Source organism: Streptomyces sp. NPDC091416 (genome assembly GCF_044756845.1).
GTDB lineage: Bacteria > Actinomycetota > Actinomycetes > Streptomycetales > Streptomycetaceae > Streptomyces.
In genome coordinates, this window is the sequence record NZ_JBIVTU010000025.1 from 31375 (window position 1) to 51245 (window position 19871).

Annotated in this window: 20 protein-coding genes and 7 pseudogenes; 13 read left to right on the forward strand and 14 right to left on the reverse strand. The window is 67.6% G+C overall.

The window, feature by feature from the left end:
- The first annotated feature begins 526 nt into the window (after positions 1 to 526).
- A complete protein-coding gene (locus ACIQMX_RS39755; RefSeq protein WP_402485836.1) occupies positions 527 to 1036 on the forward strand; it encodes a hypothetical protein in 510 nt (169 codons plus the stop codon).
- Positions 1037 to 1119: 83 nt separating this feature from the next.
- On the opposite strand, the pseudogene ACIQMX_RS39760 reads toward ACIQMX_RS39755, so the two are convergent.
- Together ACIQMX_RS39760 and ACIQMX_RS39765 are read right to left on the reverse strand one after the other, a co-directional pair.
- Positions 1120 to 1264 (reverse strand): annotated as a pseudogene (locus tag ACIQMX_RS39760) (arsenical-resistance protein); the annotation flags it as partial.
- 49 nt (positions 1265 to 1313) lie between these two features.
- Positions 1314 to 1646: an ArsR/SmtB family transcription factor gene (locus tag ACIQMX_RS39765; RefSeq protein WP_402485884.1), complete on the reverse strand. Its 333-nt coding sequence runs from the start codon at positions 1644 to 1646 to the stop codon at positions 1314 to 1316.
- Positions 1647 to 1920: 274 nt separating this feature from the next.
- On the opposite strand from ACIQMX_RS39765, the gene ACIQMX_RS39770 reads away from it, so the two are divergent.
- Complete coding sequence (locus ACIQMX_RS39770) at positions 1921 to 2295, forward strand: hypothetical protein (protein WP_402485839.1); 375 nt, start codon at positions 1921 to 1923, stop codon at positions 2293 to 2295.
- Positions 2296 to 2790: 495 nt separating this feature from the next.
- Positions 2791 to 3024, forward strand: coding sequence for a DUF5133 domain-containing protein (locus ACIQMX_RS39775; RefSeq protein ID WP_402485842.1), 234 nt, complete (start codon positions 2791 to 2793; stop codon positions 3022 to 3024).
- A gap of 341 nt (positions 3025 to 3365) precedes the next feature.
- On the opposite strand, the gene ACIQMX_RS39780 is transcribed toward ACIQMX_RS39775, so the two are convergent.
- The gene (locus ACIQMX_RS39780) at positions 3366 to 3521 is read right to left on the reverse strand and encodes a DUF6131 family protein (protein WP_402485844.1); all 156 of its coding nucleotides are present in this window, start codon (positions 3519 to 3521) and stop codon (positions 3366 to 3368) included.
- A gap of 280 nt (positions 3522 to 3801) precedes the next feature.
- Between ACIQMX_RS39780 and ACIQMX_RS39785 the strand changes: the two genes are divergently transcribed.
- The 3 genes and pseudogenes from ACIQMX_RS39785 to ACIQMX_RS39795 all read left to right on the forward strand — a co-directional run bounded on the left by ACIQMX_RS39785 (position 3802) and on the right by ACIQMX_RS39795 (position 5318).
- A complete protein-coding gene (locus ACIQMX_RS39785) occupies positions 3802 to 4068 on the forward strand; it encodes an SDR family NAD(P)-dependent oxidoreductase (RefSeq protein ID WP_402485887.1) in 267 nt (88 codons plus the stop codon).
- Between the two features lie 30 nt (positions 4069 to 4098).
- Positions 4099 to 4430 (forward strand): annotated as a pseudogene (locus tag ACIQMX_RS39790) (transposase); the annotation flags it as partial.
- A gap of 105 nt (positions 4431 to 4535) precedes the next feature.
- Positions 4536 to 5318 (forward strand): TSUP family transporter, encoded by a 783-nt coding sequence (locus tag ACIQMX_RS39795; protein ID WP_402485847.1) that lies wholly within the window; start codon positions 4536 to 4538, stop codon positions 5316 to 5318.
- Between the two features lie 111 nt (positions 5319 to 5429).
- Here the strand turns inward: ACIQMX_RS39795 and ACIQMX_RS39800 are convergent, their stop codons facing one another.
- Positions 5430 to 6590, reverse strand: a complete 1161-nt coding sequence (locus ACIQMX_RS39800) for a glutathione-independent formaldehyde dehydrogenase (protein ID WP_402485890.1) — start codon at positions 6588 to 6590, stop codon at positions 5430 to 5432.
- A 211-nt stretch (positions 6591 to 6801) separates the two neighbouring features.
- Here ACIQMX_RS39800 and ACIQMX_RS39805 point away from each other — a divergent pair.
- Positions 6802 to 6979: pseudogene (locus tag ACIQMX_RS39805) on the forward strand (histidine kinase); the annotation flags it as partial.
- Between the two features lie 128 nt (positions 6980 to 7107).
- On the opposite strand, the pseudogene ACIQMX_RS39810 reads toward ACIQMX_RS39805, so the two are convergent.
- The 4 genes and pseudogenes from ACIQMX_RS39810 to ACIQMX_RS39825 form a co-directional block, all read right to left on the reverse strand.
- Positions 7108 to 7212 (reverse strand): annotated as a pseudogene (locus tag ACIQMX_RS39810) (N-acetyltransferase); the annotation flags it as partial.
- Between the two features lie 76 nt (positions 7213 to 7288).
- On the reverse strand, positions 7289 to 7819 hold the full coding sequence (locus ACIQMX_RS39815) for a hypothetical protein (protein WP_402485850.1): 531 nt from the start codon (positions 7817 to 7819) through the stop codon (positions 7289 to 7291).
- Between the two features lie 318 nt (positions 7820 to 8137).
- The gene (locus tag ACIQMX_RS39820; RefSeq protein ID WP_402485852.1) at positions 8138 to 8812 is read right to left on the reverse strand and encodes an SDR family NAD(P)-dependent oxidoreductase; all 675 of its coding nucleotides are present in this window, start codon (positions 8810 to 8812) and stop codon (positions 8138 to 8140) included.
- Between the two features lie 172 nt (positions 8813 to 8984).
- Positions 8985 to 9458 carry a cupin domain-containing protein gene (locus ACIQMX_RS39825; protein WP_388986164.1) on the reverse strand — a complete coding sequence of 158 codons (474 nt, stop codon included), beginning with the start codon at positions 9456 to 9458 and terminating at the stop codon, positions 8985 to 8987.
- Positions 9459 to 9524: 66 nt separating this feature from the next.
- On the opposite strand from ACIQMX_RS39825, the gene ACIQMX_RS39830 reads away from it, so the two are divergent.
- Positions 9525 to 10487, forward strand: coding sequence for a DUF5937 family protein (locus ACIQMX_RS39830; RefSeq protein WP_402485855.1), 963 nt, complete (start codon positions 9525 to 9527; stop codon positions 10485 to 10487).
- A gap of 142 nt (positions 10488 to 10629) precedes the next feature.
- Here the strand turns inward: ACIQMX_RS39830 and ACIQMX_RS39835 are convergent.
- Positions 10630 to 10746 (reverse strand): annotated as a pseudogene (locus ACIQMX_RS39835) (short-chain dehydrogenase); the annotation flags it as partial.
- Here ACIQMX_RS39835 and ACIQMX_RS39840 point away from each other — a divergent pair.
- Together ACIQMX_RS39840 and ACIQMX_RS39845 are read left to right on the forward strand one after the other, a co-directional pair.
- Positions 10699 to 10899, forward strand: a complete 201-nt coding sequence (locus tag ACIQMX_RS39840) for a trehalase-like domain-containing protein (RefSeq protein WP_402485858.1) — start codon at positions 10699 to 10701, stop codon at positions 10897 to 10899. The pseudogene ACIQMX_RS39835 and the gene ACIQMX_RS39840 sit on opposite strands and share 48 nt — an antisense overlap.
- 233 nt (positions 10900 to 11132) lie before the next feature.
- The gene (locus tag ACIQMX_RS39845) at positions 11133 to 11258 is read left to right on the forward strand and encodes a hypothetical protein (protein ID WP_402485861.1); all 126 of its coding nucleotides are present in this window, start codon (positions 11133 to 11135) and stop codon (positions 11256 to 11258) included.
- 666 nt (positions 11259 to 11924) lie between these two features.
- Here ACIQMX_RS39845 and ACIQMX_RS39850 read toward each other — a convergent pair.
- Positions 11925 to 12515 (reverse strand): TetR/AcrR family transcriptional regulator, encoded by a 591-nt coding sequence (locus ACIQMX_RS39850; protein WP_402485863.1) that lies wholly within the window; start codon positions 12513 to 12515, stop codon positions 11925 to 11927.
- A gap of 47 nt (positions 12516 to 12562) precedes the next feature.
- Between ACIQMX_RS39850 and ACIQMX_RS39855 the strand changes: the two are divergent.
- A pseudogene (locus tag ACIQMX_RS39855) lies at positions 12563 to 13158 on the forward strand (GNAT family N-acetyltransferase).
- Between the two features lie 92 nt (positions 13159 to 13250).
- Positions 13251 to 13751, forward strand: a complete 501-nt coding sequence (locus tag ACIQMX_RS39860) for a DUF4440 domain-containing protein (RefSeq protein WP_402485866.1) — start codon at positions 13251 to 13253, stop codon at positions 13749 to 13751.
- A gap of 587 nt (positions 13752 to 14338) precedes the next feature.
- On the opposite strand, the gene ACIQMX_RS39865 is transcribed toward ACIQMX_RS39860, so the two are convergent.
- The 4 genes and pseudogenes from ACIQMX_RS39865 to ACIQMX_RS39880 all read right to left on the reverse strand — a co-directional run bounded on the left by ACIQMX_RS39865 (position 14339) and on the right by ACIQMX_RS39880 (position 17677).
- A complete protein-coding gene (locus ACIQMX_RS39865) occupies positions 14339 to 14641 on the reverse strand; it encodes a transposase (RefSeq protein ID WP_402485869.1) in 303 nt (100 codons plus the stop codon).
- A 362-nt stretch (positions 14642 to 15003) separates the two neighbouring features.
- The gene (locus ACIQMX_RS39870; RefSeq protein WP_402485872.1) at positions 15004 to 15324 is read right to left on the reverse strand and encodes an STAS domain-containing protein; all 321 of its coding nucleotides are present in this window, start codon (positions 15322 to 15324) and stop codon (positions 15004 to 15006) included.
- Between the two features lie 412 nt (positions 15325 to 15736).
- Positions 15737 to 16869: pseudogene (locus ACIQMX_RS39875) on the reverse strand (IS630 family transposase).
- A gap of 76 nt (positions 16870 to 16945) precedes the next feature.
- A complete protein-coding gene (locus ACIQMX_RS39880) occupies positions 16946 to 17677 on the reverse strand; it encodes a dienelactone hydrolase family protein (RefSeq protein WP_402485875.1) in 732 nt (243 codons plus the stop codon).
- 1121 nt (positions 17678 to 18798) lie between these two features.
- Between ACIQMX_RS39880 and ACIQMX_RS39885 the strand changes: the two genes are divergently transcribed.
- Positions 18799 to 19854, forward strand: coding sequence for a hypothetical protein (locus ACIQMX_RS39885; RefSeq protein WP_402485878.1), 1056 nt, complete (start codon positions 18799 to 18801; stop codon positions 19852 to 19854).
- The last annotated feature ends 17 nt before the right edge of the window (positions 19855 to 19871 follow it).

The window sequence follows — 19871 nt, forward strand, 5'->3', positions numbered from 1 at the left end:
TGGTGGGACCCCCCGACGGTTTTCTCAGCGCCCCCGAACGGTGTTCCCCATCCCCCCCTCGCGCCCTTTGCGGGGGGGCGGGCTTGCGGCCGAGGTGTGGGTGGGCCGCGACGAATCGTCGTCGCGCCCCACCCACACGTCGAAAGGGATCTGCACGTGCCCAACGATGTCGGACGCACTGGTGTGCGCGTTGACGGTTCGACGGGATCTGCGCCGGCTGCCGCCAGCGGTCCGAAGTCGGGACTCCGGTGGCGGCACCGTTGCCGGAATCGGGGGAAGGGAACTGATCACGGGACAGTCATGTCGGTGGGAGGAGCGCAGGGTGAGAAACCGGGCAGAGATGAAGTTCAGGCATCCGCGTCACGAGCGGCGAGGTGAGGCGCGGCTGCCCGCCGTCGCTGCGACCATCGGAGCGATCGTTCTCTACCTAGCGCTCCCGCAACAACTCCTCGTTGCCCCGCGCTTCGTACTGCCTGGACTGGAGCTGCTGCTCCTGGTCCCTCTGGTGGCGATCAATCCTCGGCGTTTGACCCGTCAGACTCGCACGTTCCGTGTTCTTTCCCTGACGTTGGTACTCGTGATCGCGGCGAGCAATATGACCGCATTGGGCATCCTGGTCCACGAACTGATCCATGCCGGGATCAAGGACGGTCCCGCGCTGCTCACGGCCGCCCTGCAGGTGTGGCTGACGAACATCATCGTGTTCGGTCTGGCCTTCTGGGAACTCGACCGCGGCGGCCCCGTCACGCGGACACAGGCGCCCCGGGACGAACTGCCCCTGGCGGACTTCCGGTTCTCCCAGGACGAGAACGACGACGCCATCCAGGAAGTCGCCGACGGCTCGAGCGGCTCCTCCGACTGGGTACCCACCCTCGTGGACTACCTCTACATCTCCGTGACCAACTCCACCGCCTTCAGCCCCACCGACACCATGCCGCTCTCCAGTCGTGCCAAACTGCTGATGAGCATCGAGAGCATCGCGGCACTGACGACTTCGCTGCTCGTCATCGCCCGCGCCGTCAGCATCCTGCACTGACGATCACAACCGGGTGAGGAGCACCCGGAACCGCACTGCGCGGATCCCTCTCCGTCGCACCGTCCCCCCGCGCGAGGAGGGCGGCGGTCGTAGCGGACCGTGGCGAGCACCGGTACATCATCACGAACAGGCCGAACGCGATCAGCAGCGAGGCACCGGTGACAGGCCGAGGCAGGCCGCCATCGCGATCAGAATCCACACGGCGAGAAACCGGTTCAGGAACGACAACCGGCGGGCGACCGGCCCCCGGGCCTCGCCGCGGCGGGGCCCTCGCCGCTCACGAGGCCGCCCCGGCCGACGTGGTCGTGAGGAGCGGCTGTCCGGCGGAGCGGGTGAAGATCGCGGCGAGCCGGTCTGTCGCCTGAGGCAGCAGCCGGAAGTAGACCCAGGTCCCGCGCCGCTCAAAGGCGATGAGGCCGGCTTGCCTCAGCAGTCTCAGGTGGTGGGAGATCGTCGGCTGCGACAGGTCGAAGGCCGGGGTGAGATCGCAGGCGCACGGGTCGCCCAGTGCCTTGAACACCTTCGCCAGATCGGCGGCCTGTTCCTCGTCCAGCGGCGCGGTCAGCAGCCCCGGGCAGCAGCCTTCGACGCCGTCCTGACCGAGCACCACAAACTCCTGCGGGCGTACCCGCACAGCGGTTCCGTGCGACGGGTTCCCACTGGAGGCGGGCTTAACCGGAATTCCCGATTCGATCCATGGGCGGCATCCGTTCACGAGATCGTCCCGGCCCGCCCCGCATGTCCCGGGGCGGTACAGGAGCTGCTCGCATACCCGGAGGAGATCCGATGAAGCTGGACATGGTCCTGAAAGAGGTGCATCGCGGGGAGAATGCCCTGGCCGTGCGGCTGATGCGGCTCTCCAGCACCCATCGACCGACCACGAGGTGCATCACGTCGCCCGCGACCTCGCCGCCTGGTCCCAGCAGCATGTACGGGAGCTCGCGGACGCGGCCGCCGATCACGGCGTGGACCTGGATCCCGAGCCGAAGGAGGAGTCACCGGCCGCGGCCTGGCTGCGGGAGAAGGGCGGCGAACGCGTCGGGTGGCGCCCCGGGGCGGGGCTGCTGCTCCTGTGCGATCTGCGCGGCACGGGCCTCAAGACGGTAGCCGTCTCCGTGGACTGGGAGCTACTGGCCCAGGCCGCCCGCGACCAGGAACTACTCGACCTGACCGAGCGCTGCCACCCGCAGCCCCTGCGCCAGCAGTGCTGGGCCAAAGCGATGATCAAGGTCGTCTCGCCGCAGGTACTGACGAGCTGAACGGCTGCCCCGGTGCGGATCGGGCGTGGTCACGGGACGGGGCGGGTGCGCCGCCCCTGGCGGGAGCGCATTGCGCAAGAGGGCCCCGGCGGCTCATGCCGTGTCCAGCAGGGCTGTGTGAAACTTGCCCCGGTCCGGACCGGCCGGCACGGCCTGGAACTCGTCCTCATGGTCTGCCGGAGCTGCAAGGTCCGTCGCCGACCGGTCGGCAAACGGCTGATCGTCTACATTCCCCAAGGGCCCTCCGGTCGCACGCCCTGGTAGCCCTTGCCGTCAGACTCGGATTCTCAAGGCACACCGCCCCCGGGGCGGTTGCTCCCCCGCGGCGGGCGAGCGCTTCCACCAGTAACCGAGTGACCGGGCACGAGCCGCAGAGTCAGTGTCCGCGCGGGGCTTGGAGCGTGTGTGGCGGGCGGGGAGTGTGGGGCGGAGAATCGGGTACGAGGTTGCACGGCCCCGGCCAATTGATTCAGGTGAAACAAGGACGGTTCTCTGATGCTGATGGCTCACCCCGCGGTGCTGCGGAATCTGATCGCACAGTATGAAGCCCTTGCCGCCGTGGACGCCTCCCAGGCGGACTCTGCGCAGGTACGCCAGCGCATGAATGATGTGGCCTACACGTTGTGCGTGTCCACCGGCACCCGCGACATCGACGCGGCACTGATCGCGGCCCGCCACCGGCTGCCCGGAGCCCGCCCACTGGACGACTCGGTCCTGAACCCGGGCTGAACCACCCGCTCCCCCTGTCCTGTGGCCTCAAACCCCGGGATATCCCCTATGGACACCACTGCCACGGCGCAGAGTTACGCCCCGCTGATAGCCGAGCGGAGGCAACCCTCGCCGACGCGGCATGGGGCGCGGAGCAAGCCCTTCGGCAGGACGTTTCCGGGCGACGACACAGCACGGATATGTCAGCCCCACATCACTGTTATCCACGATGGCGCAGGGCCCGCTCGTGAGCACGGCCTTCCGGCGGTGGCCCGGGACGACCGGGGGCCGTGGTCGCCCAGTAGTGCGGCCACGGGGCGCAGCTTGCTGCGCTTTTGCCTCATTGACTGACCTGATGGCAGTTACCAGTAGTGCCGTCGCCCTCCCACGGCGTGCCCGAGAGCTCCGAGGGCCCAGAGCACCGCGCCGATAGCCACCAGGATGATTCCGATGGTCCATAGGGCGCTGATACCGGCGATGAGGCCGATGATGAGAAGGATGAGACCGAGAATGATCATGGCACGCCTCCGATCAGCACACGTCATCAGTTTCACCCCGGTACGGCCGACCTACAACCGGGGTGATCTGCTCAGCAGCCTCGCGGCGTAGCCATGCGGGGCGTTACATACATGCGGCGGAACGTGGGCACGTGGAGCGCGTCCCACTCACGGCAGCACCCGCACCCATCGAGGGCGCCCCTCAGAAAGGCGATGAGATGACCAACCGCACCCCCTCCCACATCGGACTGGAGGCCCAGAGGCCTTGGTCACCGGCGGCTCCCGGGGCCTGGGGCTGTTTATGGCCCGGCAGCTGGCGGAGCGCGGGTGCATCGTGACCATCGCCGCCCGCGCTGCCGACGAACTGGAGCGGGCAGCTGTGCAGCCGCGGGAGGCCACTGCGTCGAGTGTGCGTACGGTCGTGTGCGACGTGCGCGACCGCGCCGCTGTGGGTGCCCTGGTGCGCGAGGTCCATGAGCGTGACGGCCTCGACCTTGTCATCGCCAGCGCCGGCGTCATCCAGGTCGCGCCCGTCGAGGACGTAGGCGCTAGTGCTCTGACCGCATAGGTTCGCCGGGTTGGTGGTCGTGGCGGTTGGATGTGCGGTGACGTCCAATCCGACCGCTGGAGGCGCGCTGGCCGAGCCCGTCGTGTGCGCAGACTGACCGACCAGGAGGGGCAGAAGCTGCAGAAGATTGTGCGCCGCGGCAGCACCAGCTCGGTGCGCTACCGGCGCGCGATGATGCTGCTGGCCTCCGTCGGCGGAGCCGGGTGCCGGTGATCGCCCAGCTGGTGTAGGCCGATGAAGACACCGTCAGAGAAGTGATCAACGAGATCGGTCTGGCCTGTCTGGACCCTCAGTGGGCGGCAGGCCGTCCCCGCCTGCTCAGCGAGGACGGCGAGGGCTTCGTCATCCAGACGGCCACCACATTCTCCGTAGACACTCCACGGAAAGTAAGCGAGAACCTGAGAACGGGAGACACCTGAGCCGGAGCCTCCACCGGCTCCGGGAGCAGATCGTCGGAGGGGGCTTTCGTGGACTGGTCGACAGGGCTGGTCGGTTTCGCTGCTGGGCTGTTGATATCCGTGGCCACGGCGCCCGTGGGCGTTTCCGGAGCGGTCTTCTTGCTGCCGGTGCAGGTAAGTCTGTTGGGCGTGCCGAGCCCGGCAGTGACACCAACGAATCTGCTCTACAACGTCGTGGCCGGCCCCGGCGCGCTCTTCCGCTACTGGCGGGCCGGTCGCCTCGGCGGGCCGCTGACCCGTCTGCTGATCGCCGGAACCCTGCCCGGCGTCGTCCTGGGCGCCCTGATCCGTGTCTTCGCCGTGCCCGGTCCGCGCGTCTTCCGCCTGCTCATCGCGGCGCTCCTGCTCCCGCTCGGCCTGTGGCTGGGGCTGCGAGCCGTACGTCCGGCATCGGCCCGTGCCACACGACCGCCCTCGCCACGTGCCACCCGAACGCTGGCCCTCCTCGTCGGCCTCGTCGGAGGCGTCTACGGGATCGGCGGCGGCTCCCTGCTCGGCCCGATCCTCGTCGGCCGCGGAACCCCGGTCGCCACCGTCGCCCCCGCAGCCCTCGCCGCCACCTTCGTGACCTCCATCGTGGGCGCGACCACCTATGCACTGCTCGCCCTGACCGCTACGGGCGACGTAGCCCCGGACTGGCTCCTGGGCCTGTCCTGCGGGGCCGGCGGACTCCTCGGCGGATACCTCGGCGCACACCTCCAGCCCCGCCTGCCCGACACCGCACTCCGCCTCCTACTGGCCGCATTGGCGACCGGCGTCGGCTCGCTCTACGCGGTGCAGATACTGGGCTGACGACAAGGCGATCCAGCCGCCGCGCGGCGCGCGGATGCCGTCGGAACCCGCCTCGCAGCCCTGGACATCGTCGGCCAGTCCCGGCTTCTCGCCCGCTAGGTCACGGTGGTGTTAGCTGGCACCGTTCGGGTGCAGAACGACCTTCGTCCAGCCATCGTCGCGGGCGTCGAAGTGGCCGTACGCCATTGCTGCATCATCGAGGTTCAGCTCATGTGAGACCAGGAAGCTCGGCTCTGCCTTGCCGCCCGCGATGAGGTCGCGCAACGCCCGGTTATACCGCTTAACCGGCGCCTGTCCCGTGCCGACCTTCTGGCCCTTGAACCACATCATGCCGAAGTCGATCGGCACCTTGCCCTTGGCCTCGAGTTCTCCCTGGGCTTCTGTGCCGCCAGGATCATCGGGGAGGAAGACGCCCACGACACCGAGAGCGCCGGTGAACCGGACCGCGTCGATCAACTGGTTCATCGTCAGGGCTGCGTCCTCGTGTCCCTGCGGATCGTGGGCCTGGTAGCCGACGCACTCGCAGCCGTTGTCCGCGCCCTGACCGAGCGTCGCCTCCTTGACGACCTCAGACGGGTCTTGGTCGTGGGTGTTGATCGGGATCGCACCAATCTCTTCCGCGAGCCGCAGCCGGTCCGGGTGGTGGTCGGCCACCCACACCCGTCCGGCGCCTTTGAGTATCGCGGAGTAGGCCGCCATCAGTCCCACCGGACCGGCGCCGAAGACGACGGTCTGGTCGCCGGGCTTGACGCCCGCCATCTCGGAGGCGTGATACCCGGTGGGGAAAATGTCGGCGAGCATGACATAGTCCAGCTGGCGTTCGGCGGCATCCTCGCCCAGCCGCAGGGCGTTGAAGTCGCCGTACGGCACGCGCAGCAATTCGGCCTGACCGCCCTGGTACGGGCCCATCTCGGCGAAGCCGTAAGCCGCGCCGGCAAGGGCGGGCTCCGGCTGCATCGTCAGGCAGTAGTTGGTCAGACCCTGCTCGCACTGCTTGCAGAAACCGCACGCGATGTTGAACGGCAAGCACACATACTCGCCGACCTTGACCTTGGTGACCGCGGAGCCTACCTCGACGACCTGCCCCAGGTTCTCGTGGCCCAGCGTGCGACCGGTCTCGAACGACGTACGGCCTTCGTACATGTGCAGGTCGGAACCGCAGATGTTGCTGCTCGTGATCTTCACGAGGATATCGGTGGGGTGCTCGATCTTGGCATCCGGTACGTCCTTCACTGCTATGGCCCGGGGTCCTTCGTACACCGCTGCCTTCATGATCAATCCCTTTTCGTCGCTCCGCGCGAGCACCATCGCTGCATGCGCTTGACGGCGGATCGTCGGGGGAAGCACCGGCGGCTGTACTCCTGCCGTCCGGTACGTGTCGAGGGGGACGTCGGCGCGCCTCTCCCTCCTTCCACACTCCCACTTCCCCTGGTTGGACGCGACTCTCCAGACATCACGCCTGCTTCGTCGTAGCGGCCCTGTGATGTGCCGCACCGACCAGCCGCTGCCCGAGCCGGGTGAGGAGCAGGGCGCGGACGCCACGGACGCGGTGTTCATATCGCTGCTGGAGGACAGCGCGGAGGAGCTGTACGAGCAGGCCACGTGCGGGGAGCTGTCGACGCTGGGACGGCAACATCGCGAAGATCAACACCACGTTGCTCCGACAACACGTACACCTGGTACGGCACGGTGGCCCGTCCCCGGCGTGCCGGTCGGACGTGCCGATGCGGGTGAACCCGGCTTTGGCCAGGACCCGGCCGGAGGCGGGGTTGTCGGGGTGGTGCATGGCCTCCAGCCGGTTGAGGCCGGGGGTGATGAAGGCTACGGAGAGGACCAGGTGCGCAGCGTGGGCGGCGTAGCCGTGGCCCCAGGTGTCCTCGCGGAGGATGCACAACTGAGGTGGTGCGACGCCCCTGGCATCCTCCTGCTGCTGAAGGGAGCGAGCAGGGCCGGCTGCGGGTCAGCCGGGGTCAGCCGATGTTGGGAGTGACCACGAAGGTGGCGGCCAGGGTGTTGGAGGTCAGGCCCTCGTTGTCGCAAGCGGTCAGGTCAAGGCTGGCGCCGGTCATGGTCAGGACGGCCAGACTGCCGGCGAACCGGCCGGCGGTAATGCTGCCCGACTGGATGAGCGAGGTCACACCGTTCACGGTGTTGAAGACGGTCGTGTAGTCGAAGGTGCTGCTCTGGCCGTTGTTCCAGGTGAGGACCAGCTGTCCGGGCGTCGCCAGTAGCAGGTTGCTGCACTTGAGGCCGGGGAACTCGGCCGTCACGTGGTTGCTCGCGGAGGCCAGGAGCGGGGTGACGCAGACACCGAGGTCGATGTCCCGAGTGACCTCGATGTTCTGGGGGGTGTTGGTCACGCCCGGGGAGAACTGGTAGGTGGCCGTGCCCGCACAGGTGGCGAGGTCGAGCAGGTCGGCAGCGGCCGGTGGCGCGGCAAGCACACCGACAGCGGCCAGCAGGCCGGCCGCAGACAAGGCAAGGGGGACGCGCAAGCGCATAGTGGGCTCCGATCACTGGGTTCCGGCCCACAGCCGGACGAGGTGCGGCGACAAGCCCCCGGCTTCTCGCCGAGCAGTGAAGGGGAGCATCGTCCTGAAACCCGCCCGACGGCAGGCGCATACCGGCGAAAGAGAAGCGCAATAGGGGCGTGCGCATGCGCTGCGCGCCCCCAACCCCAATGGCACGACACCCCGCCCGTCAGATGTCACTGAACTCTGCAGCAGTCCCAGGCTCTACAGTCCCAAGGTACCGAGGCCGGCCACCACCGTACTGGCGGATCAGAGATCAACGACGGTGGGACGGGGGCCGGGGCGGCGTCACAGGGTAAAGACGCGTTCGACTTCGTCGCGCTGTGTGTGCAGGTCCCAGTAGAGGGGGGCGACCTCCTCGGCCGAGGCCGCCGGTACTCCGGGTGGGCCGCCCGCGCCGATCCACACGCCGATGGCGACGTGCGCGGCCTGGACGCCGGTGTCGGCCAGTTCCTTGTGCAGGCCGAGTACCCAGTTGCGTAGCGCGGCCTGGGCGGCGTTGAGGTTGCCGAGCATCGGAGTGGGCTCGACCGAGCCGGCGCCGTTGGTGTAGAGCAGGGTGCCCGCGCCGGCCTCGCGCATGACGGGCAGAACGGCCCGTGTGGCGGCAATGGCCCCGTAGAGCAGGATGTCCATCGCCCATTGCACATCGGACGGATTGGTCTCGGACGAAGCGGTGAGCGGCGTGGATTCGAGACTCCCGCCTGGGGAGTACTCCAGGACGTCGATGCCGCCGAAGCGGGTGGCGGCGTCCTTGAGTGCCTGGGTGAGTGCGTCATGGTCGAGTACGTCCGCGGGGAACGCGGCGGCGGTGATGCCTTCGGCGTCGAGCCGGCCGGCCAGGTCGTTGAGCTTGCCGCGGTTGCGGGCGATGAGAGCGACGTCGAAGCCGCGTGAGCCGAAGGTACGGGCGATGGCCAGGCCCATTCCAGGGCCGGCTCCGACGATGGCGATGCTGGGCACAGTGAACTCCTTTGCTGGGAAGCTGTTGGGAAAGGTGTGGATCAGGCGACGGTGAGCGCGGTCCTGCCGAGGAAACGGGCGCCGAACACGGTGAACGCCTCGCCGGCCTGCTACGACCGCAATACAGGTAGGGGGTGGGCCGGGGGCGGGGCGCATGCCGTTGCCGGCGCCCTCACCGTCCGTAGTCGTCGACGAAATGGTTGTCGTGGGCTTCGTGAAGGCGGTTCAGGTCACGCTCGTTCACAGTGGCGAGCTGTGCGAAGTACTCCTCCCGCGGTACACCTGGCGAGAGCGCCATCAGGAGGGTGGCGGGTTCGGCGCGCTCCTTCCGGAGGGCGTGGACGTCACCCACTGCGGCATGCGCGGTGTCGCCGGGCAGCAGTGTTCGCCAGGCATGCCCATCGAAGTAGTCGACTTCACCTTCTTCGACGATGAAGGTCTCGCTGAAGGTCGTGTGAAAGTGCGGGGCAGGTCCCCGGCTGGAGGGTGACATGCGCCACCGGTAGATGCTCACGATCCCGCTGGTCTCCGCCGGACCCGCGAGGACTTCGATGGTCGACCCGCTGGCGCCCAGCCGGATCGTTCGCGTCTGTTGGGCTCGCTCGGGCTCCTTGGAACACCGGGCAATCGACTCCGTGTCGGTCATGCCCCGAGTCTCGGTGCTTCACCGTTCTGCTCGCGCTCACTTCGGCGGTGGCCTCACAATGGTGAAGTGATCCGCTACCGATTGGGCGTTGGTGCTGCGAGCGTGCGGTGGGCGATGTCGCCGATGCACGAAGTGGTCAGTCTTGCCCAGCTCTTGACTGAACCGCAGCGTCACCCGATGTTCCACCCGTGGCTTCGCCGTCGCCGCCACCGTCTCTCGCTCCCGGACCTGAGGGCGCTCACGGTCTTCATGGCCGATGGTGCGTATCGACCCGACTTCCTTGACCCATCGCCGATGTCCAGTGAGCCAACGTTCGAGGAAGGTATGGATGCCCTCCTCGCCGCGCCGGCGGACCAGACGTACGCCGAGCTGGTCGACGCTATGAGGGGACGCGGGGCAGAAATAGGCAGCCGATTGCTCGATGACCCCGACCGAGCCAGGTCCGAGGCCGCCGATGCGCTGCGCCGCCTCTGGAAGGCAGTTGTCGAACCGGAATGGCCTTCCATGCGGCAGGCGTTGCGTGCCGAGATGCTGGACCGGGCCCTCCAGGTCAACCGCGAGGGGTTGCGCGCAGTCCTTCCGCGCCTGCACCCTTCTGCTGCGTGCGAGGGCGACGCCATCACCGTCGAAAAGGCAGTCGACGTCGACGTCGACTGCCCTGACGGACTCATTCTTGTTCCGTCGCTGTTCATCACCGACCGGATACAGTGCACCACCTCGGACCACTGGACACCGGCGATCTATTACCCGGCATCCGGGCGGTACCTATGGGCGGCACCTCCCACTCCGAGGTCGCTTGACCGGCTTCTGGGAATGACCCGATCGAGGATCCTGGCCGCGCTCGCCACTCCGCTGCAGACGACCGTTGTGGCCAGGCTGGTGAGCGTCACTCCCCCGACGGCCAGCGAACACCTGGCAATCCTGCGAGACGCCGGGTTGATCGACAGCAGCCGGGCCGGTCGCACCGCCACGCACGAGCTCACCAAGGCTGGACGTGCGCTCCTTGACGCAGCCACGCCGCGGCCATGACAGGTCTAGAGCTGCTGATGGGCAGTCACGCGCGCCACATCGCGACCGGTACCACCGCGCCCTCCGAACGGACTCGGGCCAGTCGTTCGCCGCTGCGGCGAGTTCCTTGCTGGGGAAGGGTGACGCCGAAGCCTAGGAACCGTCAGGCCAAGGATCCACAGTCGATGACCAGGTCGGCGACGACCACCGCGCCCGCTTCGGGTGAGGCAAGATGGAGCACCGCGGCCGCTACTTCTTCGGCTCCTGCGACCCAGCCGACGGCTCAATCGGCTGGCTGTGCCTGCCCCGTTTCGACTCGCCGGCCGTCTTCGCGGGCCTGCTCGGAACACAGAAACATGGCACCTGGCAGATCGCTCCTGCCGCGGCCGTCGGCAGATCAGAGCCCGGTTCGGTTGCCGCGCGCCGATATTGAGGTGACTCGCTCGTGATCGAATCGGTGTGGCCCGGCCCGACCGGCTCGGCACGTGTTATCGACTTCATGCCGCCTGGTGGCGGGGCCTCGCAGGTGATCCGGATCGTCGAGGGTGTGACCGTCGACGTACCGCTGATCTCGGTCATGCTTCTGCGGCTGGGATACGGCAACGTCAGCCCGTGGATCCACGAAGTCGGCGGACGCATGGTCGCAGAGGCCGGCGCGGACGCTGTATGGCTCGACACCCGGCCCAGCAGCTGGAGAAGGACGGCACCGTCGCCAACACCTTCACCATCACCGCCGCGCAAAGGGTGGCGTTCGTACTCAGTTGGTGCCCGTCCCACACACCGGCGCCTTAGATCCCCGCCCCGGAAGCCGCACTCGTCAAGACGCTCGACTGCGGGCAGGACTGGACGCAGGAATGCACCTACCAGAGGGGCCCTATCGAGAGCCCGTGGCCCGGTCTCTGATCACTTTGAAGGCTGGCGTAGGGGCCGAGCGGCGGAATCGTCGCTGCGCCGATCACCTCACTGCCTGAGGAAATCGGCGGACGCGGGCCAGCATGGCCGGAGCCCAGTCCCAATCGGGGCTGTCAGCCGCTGGTGGGTCCCACTGGCAGTCACCATCGGATGACTCTGCGGCACGCGTTCGACAAGAGGTGAGAGAGTCCGCAGAGACTCGCGCAGGCTGCTGGGTAACGGCCATGACAAGCAGTATCCCGGTTGCGTCCACCGCTTTTGCCGGACGTCCGAGCGTCTCAAGATCAGCGACAGAGCCTCCGAACGTACACGGGTCTCGGTGCGGATTGGCTGGTCTCCGGACCAATGGGCGTTGCCCCGCGCCGTGGAGCAACCGGATAGGACGATGCCACCTGCCCTAACTCCTGATGCCCGGGGAGCCCTTGCGGGAGATGACCGGAGGGTTCGCTCGCTTGCGCAGGGCTCCCTGGTTCGGGTCTGCCTGCCAAAAGGGCCCGGCTCACCGCTCTGCGCCGCCCGTCCTGCCTGCGCAGCTGTGCGTTGCGGTCAGGGCGCGGCGGTCAGGGCGGCCAGGTAGTCGTCCAAGAGCTCGACCTGCCGGTGTGGCGGGAACTCCGTCGGGGCGAACAGAGCCTGGACCACCAGGCCGAGGACGAAGGACTGCGCCGCCGCCGCGATGTCGGAAGGGGCGCCGGGCGGAATCTCACCGAGCGCCTGTGCTGCGGCGACTCTCCTGGCCAGCCGGTCGCGGCCCCGCACGTACCTGAGGGCATGGTCGGCACTCAGGTCAGGGTCTGAGAGGGCGGCATCCCACGACGAAACCCAGATGCGGTTGCAGTCGGTGGCCTCGGGGGACAGCGGCAGGATGTCCAGCAGGGCGTTCCTGAGGGCGGCGAGTCCCTCCCCGGGTTCCCTGCGAGCGCGCGCGAGTGTGCGCTGTTCGAGCAGGTCGAGGGCGTACTCCACCAGGGCGCGCTTGGTGGCGAAGTAGTGCGTCAGTAGACCGGTGGTCGCGCCGAGTTCGTCGGCGACGGCGCGCAGGGTCAGGCCGGTGAATCCGCGGGTGGCCATGACCTGCCAGACGGCCTCGGACACCTCGCGTCGGCGGGCCTCGTGATCTCCCTTGGTACGTGGCATGCGGACACGGTACATTTTCATAACAAGTGTTGTGTGATGGGGGTCGCATGTTTTCGCTGGCGCTGCGCGGTGGGGCTTGTTTCGAGCCGCTGGAGGTGTGGCACACAGAGGAGTTCGCCGGTCACATGGATCGAGCCCGCGAGCACATTCGTCCCTGGGTCGGACCCGCGTTCTCACCGATGATGCGGACGGGGCACGGGCCACGCTCCAGCGGTACTCCCGGAGTCAAGCCGACGACGGTGCCCGCCTGTACGGCATCTGGCGGGACGGACTACTGGTCGGCGGAGCCATGTTCACCGCTTTCGACACCGCCGGCGGTTCGTGCGAGATCGGGTGTTGGCTGGAGCCCTCGGCGGAGGGCCAGGGACTGATCACCCAGGCGTGCGGCGCCCTGTTGGACTGGGCACTGACGGCCCGAGGGCTACACCGGGCCGAGTGGCACTGCCGGGCCGACAACGACCGCAGTGCGGCAGTGGCCAAGCGTCTCGGAATGACACTGGAAGGGGTGAGCCGTGAGGCTTGGCCGTACCGGAGTGTCCGCTATGACAAGCAGTTGTGGGCGGTCCTTGCGCCCGAGTGGCGGTCCCTGGCACGACGAGAACCTTGTCAGGCGCACGCGCCGCCCATCCGAGAAGCCCGCTGACCAGAGGCGCTGAAGTGAGAGACGGCGACGCGGGTCAGCCAATCCTGCGTGTGCCCGCACGGTGACAACGCCTGCTATCCAAGGAGTCCGAGATGCCCGTACCCGAGCCCGTCAACTCCAACCGACTCCACCCGGCCGAACCGCACCAGGCGGCAGACAGGGAAGCGTACAAGGCACGTGTACGGACCGAGCTCGACCACCTGGTCGCGGCGTTCATGGCCTCCTTCACCAATACCGGCGGCCTGACACCCGACCTGGAAGGAATCCGACGGCTCTTCATCCCCGAGGGCAGGATCATCTCCTCGGTGGGGCCGACTCCGGTGATCATGGACCTGGACGGGTTCATCGAACCGCGCCGCAGAATCCTCACCGACGGCACCCTGACGGAGTTCTCCGAGTGGGAGCTCTCCGAGCGCACGGAGGTCTTCGGCTCGGTGGCCCACCGGTTCAGCGCATACGCCAAGTCGGGCGTCCTCAACGGGCACCGGTTCGAAGCCCGAGGGCACAAGTCCAGCCAGTTCCTGCGCACGCCGGCCGGCTGGAGGATCTGCTCCATGACCTGGGATGACGAACCGAACCCGGAAGCAACCTGAACCGCTTCCTGGCACGGACAACCGGGCTCCGAGCAACCACGTTACGCCCGCGCTCGCTCCCCGCGTTGTCCAGCTGGTTCACTCCGTGAACCAGCTGGAGCGAAGAGCCGCAGTGGGGACAATTCGAGATCGGCATCAGGGACAAGACGGCGATCCGCGAGGGCCTGATATTCAAGATTCGAAGCATCCGGGGTCCGCCCCGGCCGGCGAGCACCACGCCGACATCCTCCACCAGGCGCTGCAACTGGGGTGTCCGCCGCTGGTAGCCCACGGTCAAGCCCGGCACCTGCTCGGCGTAGGTCTTCTTCGGGCAGGTCGAAGCGCAGAGGGCGGCCGGCGAGCGTGACGTCGACGAGGCGCCGTGCGTAACGGCTGTGGCACCACTCGCTGAGCTGGCCACATCCCGTGCAGCCCGCTGGTTCACCGGATCTCGTGCGAGCGCGGACCGCTACCACCGCATCGGAAACCTCAACCGAGACCATCGGCACATGAACAACTGCGGTAACAAGCCTGCCAGTTCGGCAGAGCACAGTCACAGGCTGCTCATCCTGCGGACCGGCCGACCGTGGCACGACGATGATCTCCGGCTACGAAATTCTCGCCAAAGCCACGTTCGCGAGTACGCCGACACATGGCGCCGTCGACGTCGTCTTGGCGTAGGCGGACGCCGCCGAGGTCGGCGAGTACGATGACGCGGGTGCGGCCAGCGCGTACTTGAAGTCGATGCGGCAGCGGGCCGCCTCGGCGCACTGCCGGTCCGAGAGGCCGAGCAGGAACTGCAGTACGCAGGCGGTGGCCAGTTGAGCAGGCGAGAGACCCGGACGCCTGTCACGCGGGTACCAGTCCGCGAAGTCCTCGTCGCACCACAGCCCCTCCAACCGATCGCGCATCCATATCGCCGTCGTGCCACCCGGGTTGCTCGCCCACGCGATCCGCACAGTCAGAGACGGTACGTGCTCACCAGAACGCGGGCGCAGGGCCAACAGGCACCTCGACAGCTGCATCGGTCATCGAAACCACCCGAGCATGCCCTCACCTGTCTGCCTCACGCAGCGCTTCGATCGCCCGTCGGAGGTCATCGAAGGCACGCTGTTCCTCACGAAGGGAGAAACGGCCACCGGAGAGCAGGCTGTCGCGCGCGCCCCGAGCGCGATCGTAGGCATCAAAACAGGCCAAAACCTGCTGGACGAGTGCCTGAGGTATTGGGGAGGGAGATTGCGCAGACATAGCTGAACTCTCGGCTGGTCGGAGCTTACTGGCCAGAAGGAAGAGGCTCATCGAGGAAGCGCTCCAGGCCGAGCTTACGGAGGGCCCTCAGGATGCGAGGCGAGCTTCCGGCTACGACGAGCCGGACCCCCGATCGGCGGGCGTCACTAGCGGCCCTGAGGAAGATCGCACCGCACTCCGGGGAAAGGAACGTGACCCTACTGACGTTTACTTCAAGAACGTCAGGGCCACGCGCGAGAGCTCTCGACAGCTTTCTATGCACACGGTCGACCTTGCTGCGATTCAACTCACCTCGCAGCCGAACGACTGCACGGGCATGCGAGCGGACATGAAACAGCACAGGCATGGCACACCTTCCCGGGCAGGGCAATGACACTGCCGACCAGACTTCCCGGCGCACCACTCGCCCCGACAGACGAGCCAACACCCATGCTAGCCCGGCAAGGCACGCCCCATCCGCAACCAGGATCTAGAAATTAACGGACGCCGAATGTCACCCTCAGCCAGCACCGGATCAAAGACAGTTACTCAACTTGTCGTTTGACCCATCCGGGAGTGCCGGGCTGCCACGGCTGCCCGGGGCCGCGGTCGGCCGGGGTAGGGACGCGCGGGAACTTGGCAGGCCGGGGCACCCTGGTGAAGCGGCCGGTGCGGCAGGTGCTGGCGACCGCTCCGGAACGCGAGGCAGCATGAGCCTGACTGTCCGTGACAACGCGGGCAGGGTCGCGCTCGGCCTCGTCCGCGTTGCTAGTGCCCCGTCAGGCAACGTTCGCCCTGTCGACGGCCTCCTGTAGGCGTTGGTCGTCGGCGTGGCGGTTCCGCCAAATGATGTAGCGGCGGATCATGCTGCCCTGCTGCTTGTGGGTGGTGTGGTCGGTGCCGTCGAGGGTGAAGTAGCGCAGGGCGGTGAACTGGGCCTCGATGCGATTGAGCCAGGAGCTGTTCGTCGGCGTGTACGCGATCTCGACGTTGTTCGCGGTGGCCCAGTCGCCGACGCGCTGGCACTTCCTCGTGGTCAGGTGCGGGGAGAAGTTGTCACACACGATCGCGATCCGGACCTGGGCAGGGTAGAGGGTGCGCAGGCAGCGGCAGAAGCCAGGAACTGGGTGCGCTTCTTGATCGGCTTGATGTGGCCGTAGAGCTTGTCCCGGGCCAGGTCCAGGGCGGCGAACAGGTGGCGCACGCCGCCGTAGCGGTTGTAGGTGGCCCGCCGCCTGCGGCGCGGTTCCCGGGCGGGATCCTTGTGCTTGCCCCCGCGTTCTGCCCACTGACGGCCGGGGTGTGGCATCAGGTTGAGCGGCCCGAACTCGTCCATGCAGAAGACCACTTCGGGCTCGCCGTCCTCCGGTATGACCTCGCCGTCAACGATCGCGTAGAGGTGCTCGACCCGGTCCTTCTTTGCTGCGTAGTCCGGATCGCGGGAGGTCTTCCAGGTCTTCAGGCGTTGAAAAGAGACGCCTTCCTCGCGGAGCAGGATGCGCAAGCCCTCGTGGCTGATGTCGTCGACCACCCCCTCGGCAACCAGGAAGTCCGTCAGCTTGGTCAGGCTCCAGGTGGAAAACGGCAGGTCGTGCTCGGTCGGCTTCGACTTCGGGATCTTCTTGATCTCGCGCCGCTCGGGCAGCGTGAAGGTCTTCGGCCGGCCGCCTTTGTACTTCGGGTACAGCGAGTCGAAGCCGTCCGCGTTGAAGTTGTGGATCACATCCCTCACCCGGTCCGCGCTGGTGAACGACACTTCCGCGATCTTCGCTACCGGCATGCCCTGCGCGGACAGCAGGACCATCTGGGCCCGCCGCCATGTCACCACTGACCCGGTGCCTCTGCGGATGATCCGCAGCAGGCGCTGCCCCTCGTCATCGTCGATCTGTCGAACCTGAACTCTGTCGGCCACGCCGACCAGTTTCAGTGAACGCGCCGATCGGGATCCGGTTCCCGATCGGCGCGTCGCGGGACTGCGGTCGGCGGTATCAGCCGAGGTGCCGGGCGAAGAACCTCAGCGTGCTATCCAGCTCGAATGCCGGGATCTCTCCGTGCTTGCCGGGATTGGCGTGCAACGTTTTCTCAGCCGAGGCCAAGGCGTCGAACAGCGCCAAGCTCTGAACCCGCGGCACCCGCTCATCATCCCACTGCACCAAGAACTCCACTGGGACCGTGATCCGCGCGGCGGCCTCGGCCGACGCCAACACCCCGCCCAAGCCCAGTACCGCCGCGCGGACCCGCGGTTCAGCAGCGACGAACGGAACACCGAGTCCGCATCCCAGCGAAACCCCCCAGTAGCCCACCGGGCCGGCGCCAACGTGCTCAAGTTGCTGAACCGCGTCCAGGACCGCCCGCCATTCCGGCACAGTCTGGCGGGCCACGAGCGCCTGGAAGCCGGCGATCAGCGGGGCCAACTCTTCACCGGCTTCCACGCGAGCCTGGTTCTCAGTCGCGATCCGGTCGTACTGCTCAACCTTCGGCCGGTCGCCATGGGCGGGAACGTCGACCGCCACGACCGCGAACCCGCATTCGGTCACGAAGCGGCGTGCCCGAGTCAGAACGTCAGGGGCCTTCTTGTGCTGACCGCCACCGTGTCCCATCAAGACGAGCGGACGAGTGGCGACGGCACCTTCCGGCGTCCACAACACGCCAGGAATCTCGCCGAGGGTGAAGAGCTGTTCGCGGGCGCCGTCGGACGACGTCTCAGAGATGAAGCGCATAGCGATTCATGCCTTTCGGGATGCCTCTGCGGGCACTCCCTAGGCCATGCGAGGGAGGGAGGCCCGACCTGTCAAAGCGTTGATCGGTCTCACCTCCTCAGTTCGCAGTGGTGCACGGTTGCAGGAACGTATCACGAAGGACTCCACCCTGGCCCGGGCAGGGATGCCGACAGGGCTAACGTTGTCTGATGCGGCACTAGCCAGAGCCGGAGCCACGCGCAGGACGGACTACACCCTGCGCGCCCCGACCGAACGGGCGCCGCGTCCAGGCTGCAGCCCGGCTGACCGAGCCGAAATGCTCGCGGTCGCGCTCGGTGCGGCTGCGGACGCCGGCGGTTGGTACGAGCCGGGACTCCGCGATCGTGCTGTCGCCAGTCTTCCGTGCGAGGGTGCGACAAGCCTGACGGGAGGTGCGGAGCACCGGCCACGCAGCGTGTCCGGGCGGCGCAGGTAGACCGAGCCCGCCCGGCGTCCGGCCTCACCGGTCTTCCATGCCGCGCGCTCCGCCAAGGGGAGGCCGTCGATTAACGCAGGGTGCGCTCTGCGATCGGCTTCGCGCTTGCCGAGCCCTCGGCCAGGAAGTCGGGCACCGGCGCACAGGCTGACGTGCCGTCCCCGTCGGGCACCGCGCGCCGGGGCGCGCAGGACCGCGTCGACGTTGGCCCAGCAGAGGGCGAGCACCTTCTGGTCCGTCTCGCTTAGCTCGTAGCACGGCCGGTTTCGGCGGAGCGAGCCAGCGACACACTTTCCGCTCCGACACCTCAAGCCCCTCCGCGACCGTCCGCACGTGTGCTGAGGTCAACGCCTCGTCCTCGCGCATCCGAGACAGCCTTCGATAGCCGCCCGGCATTTCTCCGCCGCCACTCTCCCCATGAACCAACGTGTCAGCGGTGGCAGGACCTTGCGCCCGACTGCGGCCGTATCCACATGACGGGTGGGCTGCGCCCGAACCTGTGGCGTGCGAACGCTGAGCATGATCCAGATGCGGCCGGGGCCCGGATTGCCTGATGAAAGTCCGGGATTTTTCGGGGAGCGGCTTCAACTTTTCCGGCGGCTCAACGCTCTAGGAGTACCGAGACCAAACGAATTGCGTCACCCACCCCTACACAAGGATGACACCTATGCGTCTTTCCCTGCCCCGGGCGGCAACCGCCGCCGCACTGGCGGCGGTCGTCGCCACCGCCGTCTCGCCCGCGAGTGCGAACACCTCGAACTGGCGGGATATCAGTCCGCCGGGCAGCGAGGCCAGCGTCCTTCTGGATGTCGAAACCGGAGGGGGTGCGACGTGGGCGATCGGCCGGCGCACCGACGCGGCTACCGGTTCCTCCACGCCGGTGGCGCTGCGCTGGACCCGGGCGGGTTGGCAAGCGCCACCACAGCCCGTCGGCCAGAGCCGCCTGGAGGACCTCACCGTCGGCGCACCCGACCAGGTCTGGACCGCCGGTAGCCGCGACGAGACCGTGGACGGCGCGGAGAAGGGCCACGAGCGCGCACTCCTCCAGCACTGGAACGGCTCTGCGTGGAACGAGGTCACTCTGCCGTTCCCGGAAGGCGTCGACTACTCGACACTGTCCGCCGTCGACACGGACGCGGACGGCGCGGTCTGGGTGTATGGCGGGTACATCAATGCGGGCGGCGAGTACTTCTCTGTTCTGTTCCGCGGTGACGCGGACGCCGGCGGCCACTGGACTCTGCTGCCGGCGGAGACGGGGCTCACCTGGGTCTCCCAGATCAAGGCGGTGCCCGGCGACGGCATCTACGCCATTGGCGATGGCATCTCCCGCTTCGACGGCACCGCATGGTCCAGGCAGCACCTGCCTCCCACGCTCGATGGGGCGCTGTTCGACGGCATTGCGGTGCGGACGGCGACGGACGAGGTCTGGGCGGCCGGATACATCAGTGACGAGACCCTGTGGCGGCGTCCCGTGATCGTGCGGTATGACGGCCGTTCCTGGAGCAGGGTCCGAACCCCTGCCGAAACAGGGCAGTTGTCCGACATCGCCTTCGACGGTTCCGGCCGCCCGGTCGCGGTGGGCGAGACATTGGACCCGGCTGTCAGTCCGGACGGGAACTACGTCCTCACCCCGGGCCCCCACGGGTGTCGGCGTACGACCTTTGCTCCCCAGCCGTGTACGGATGAACGTCCCCAGCTGCGTCGCGGAAAGCAACACAGCTGAGGAACCTGGTTGAGATC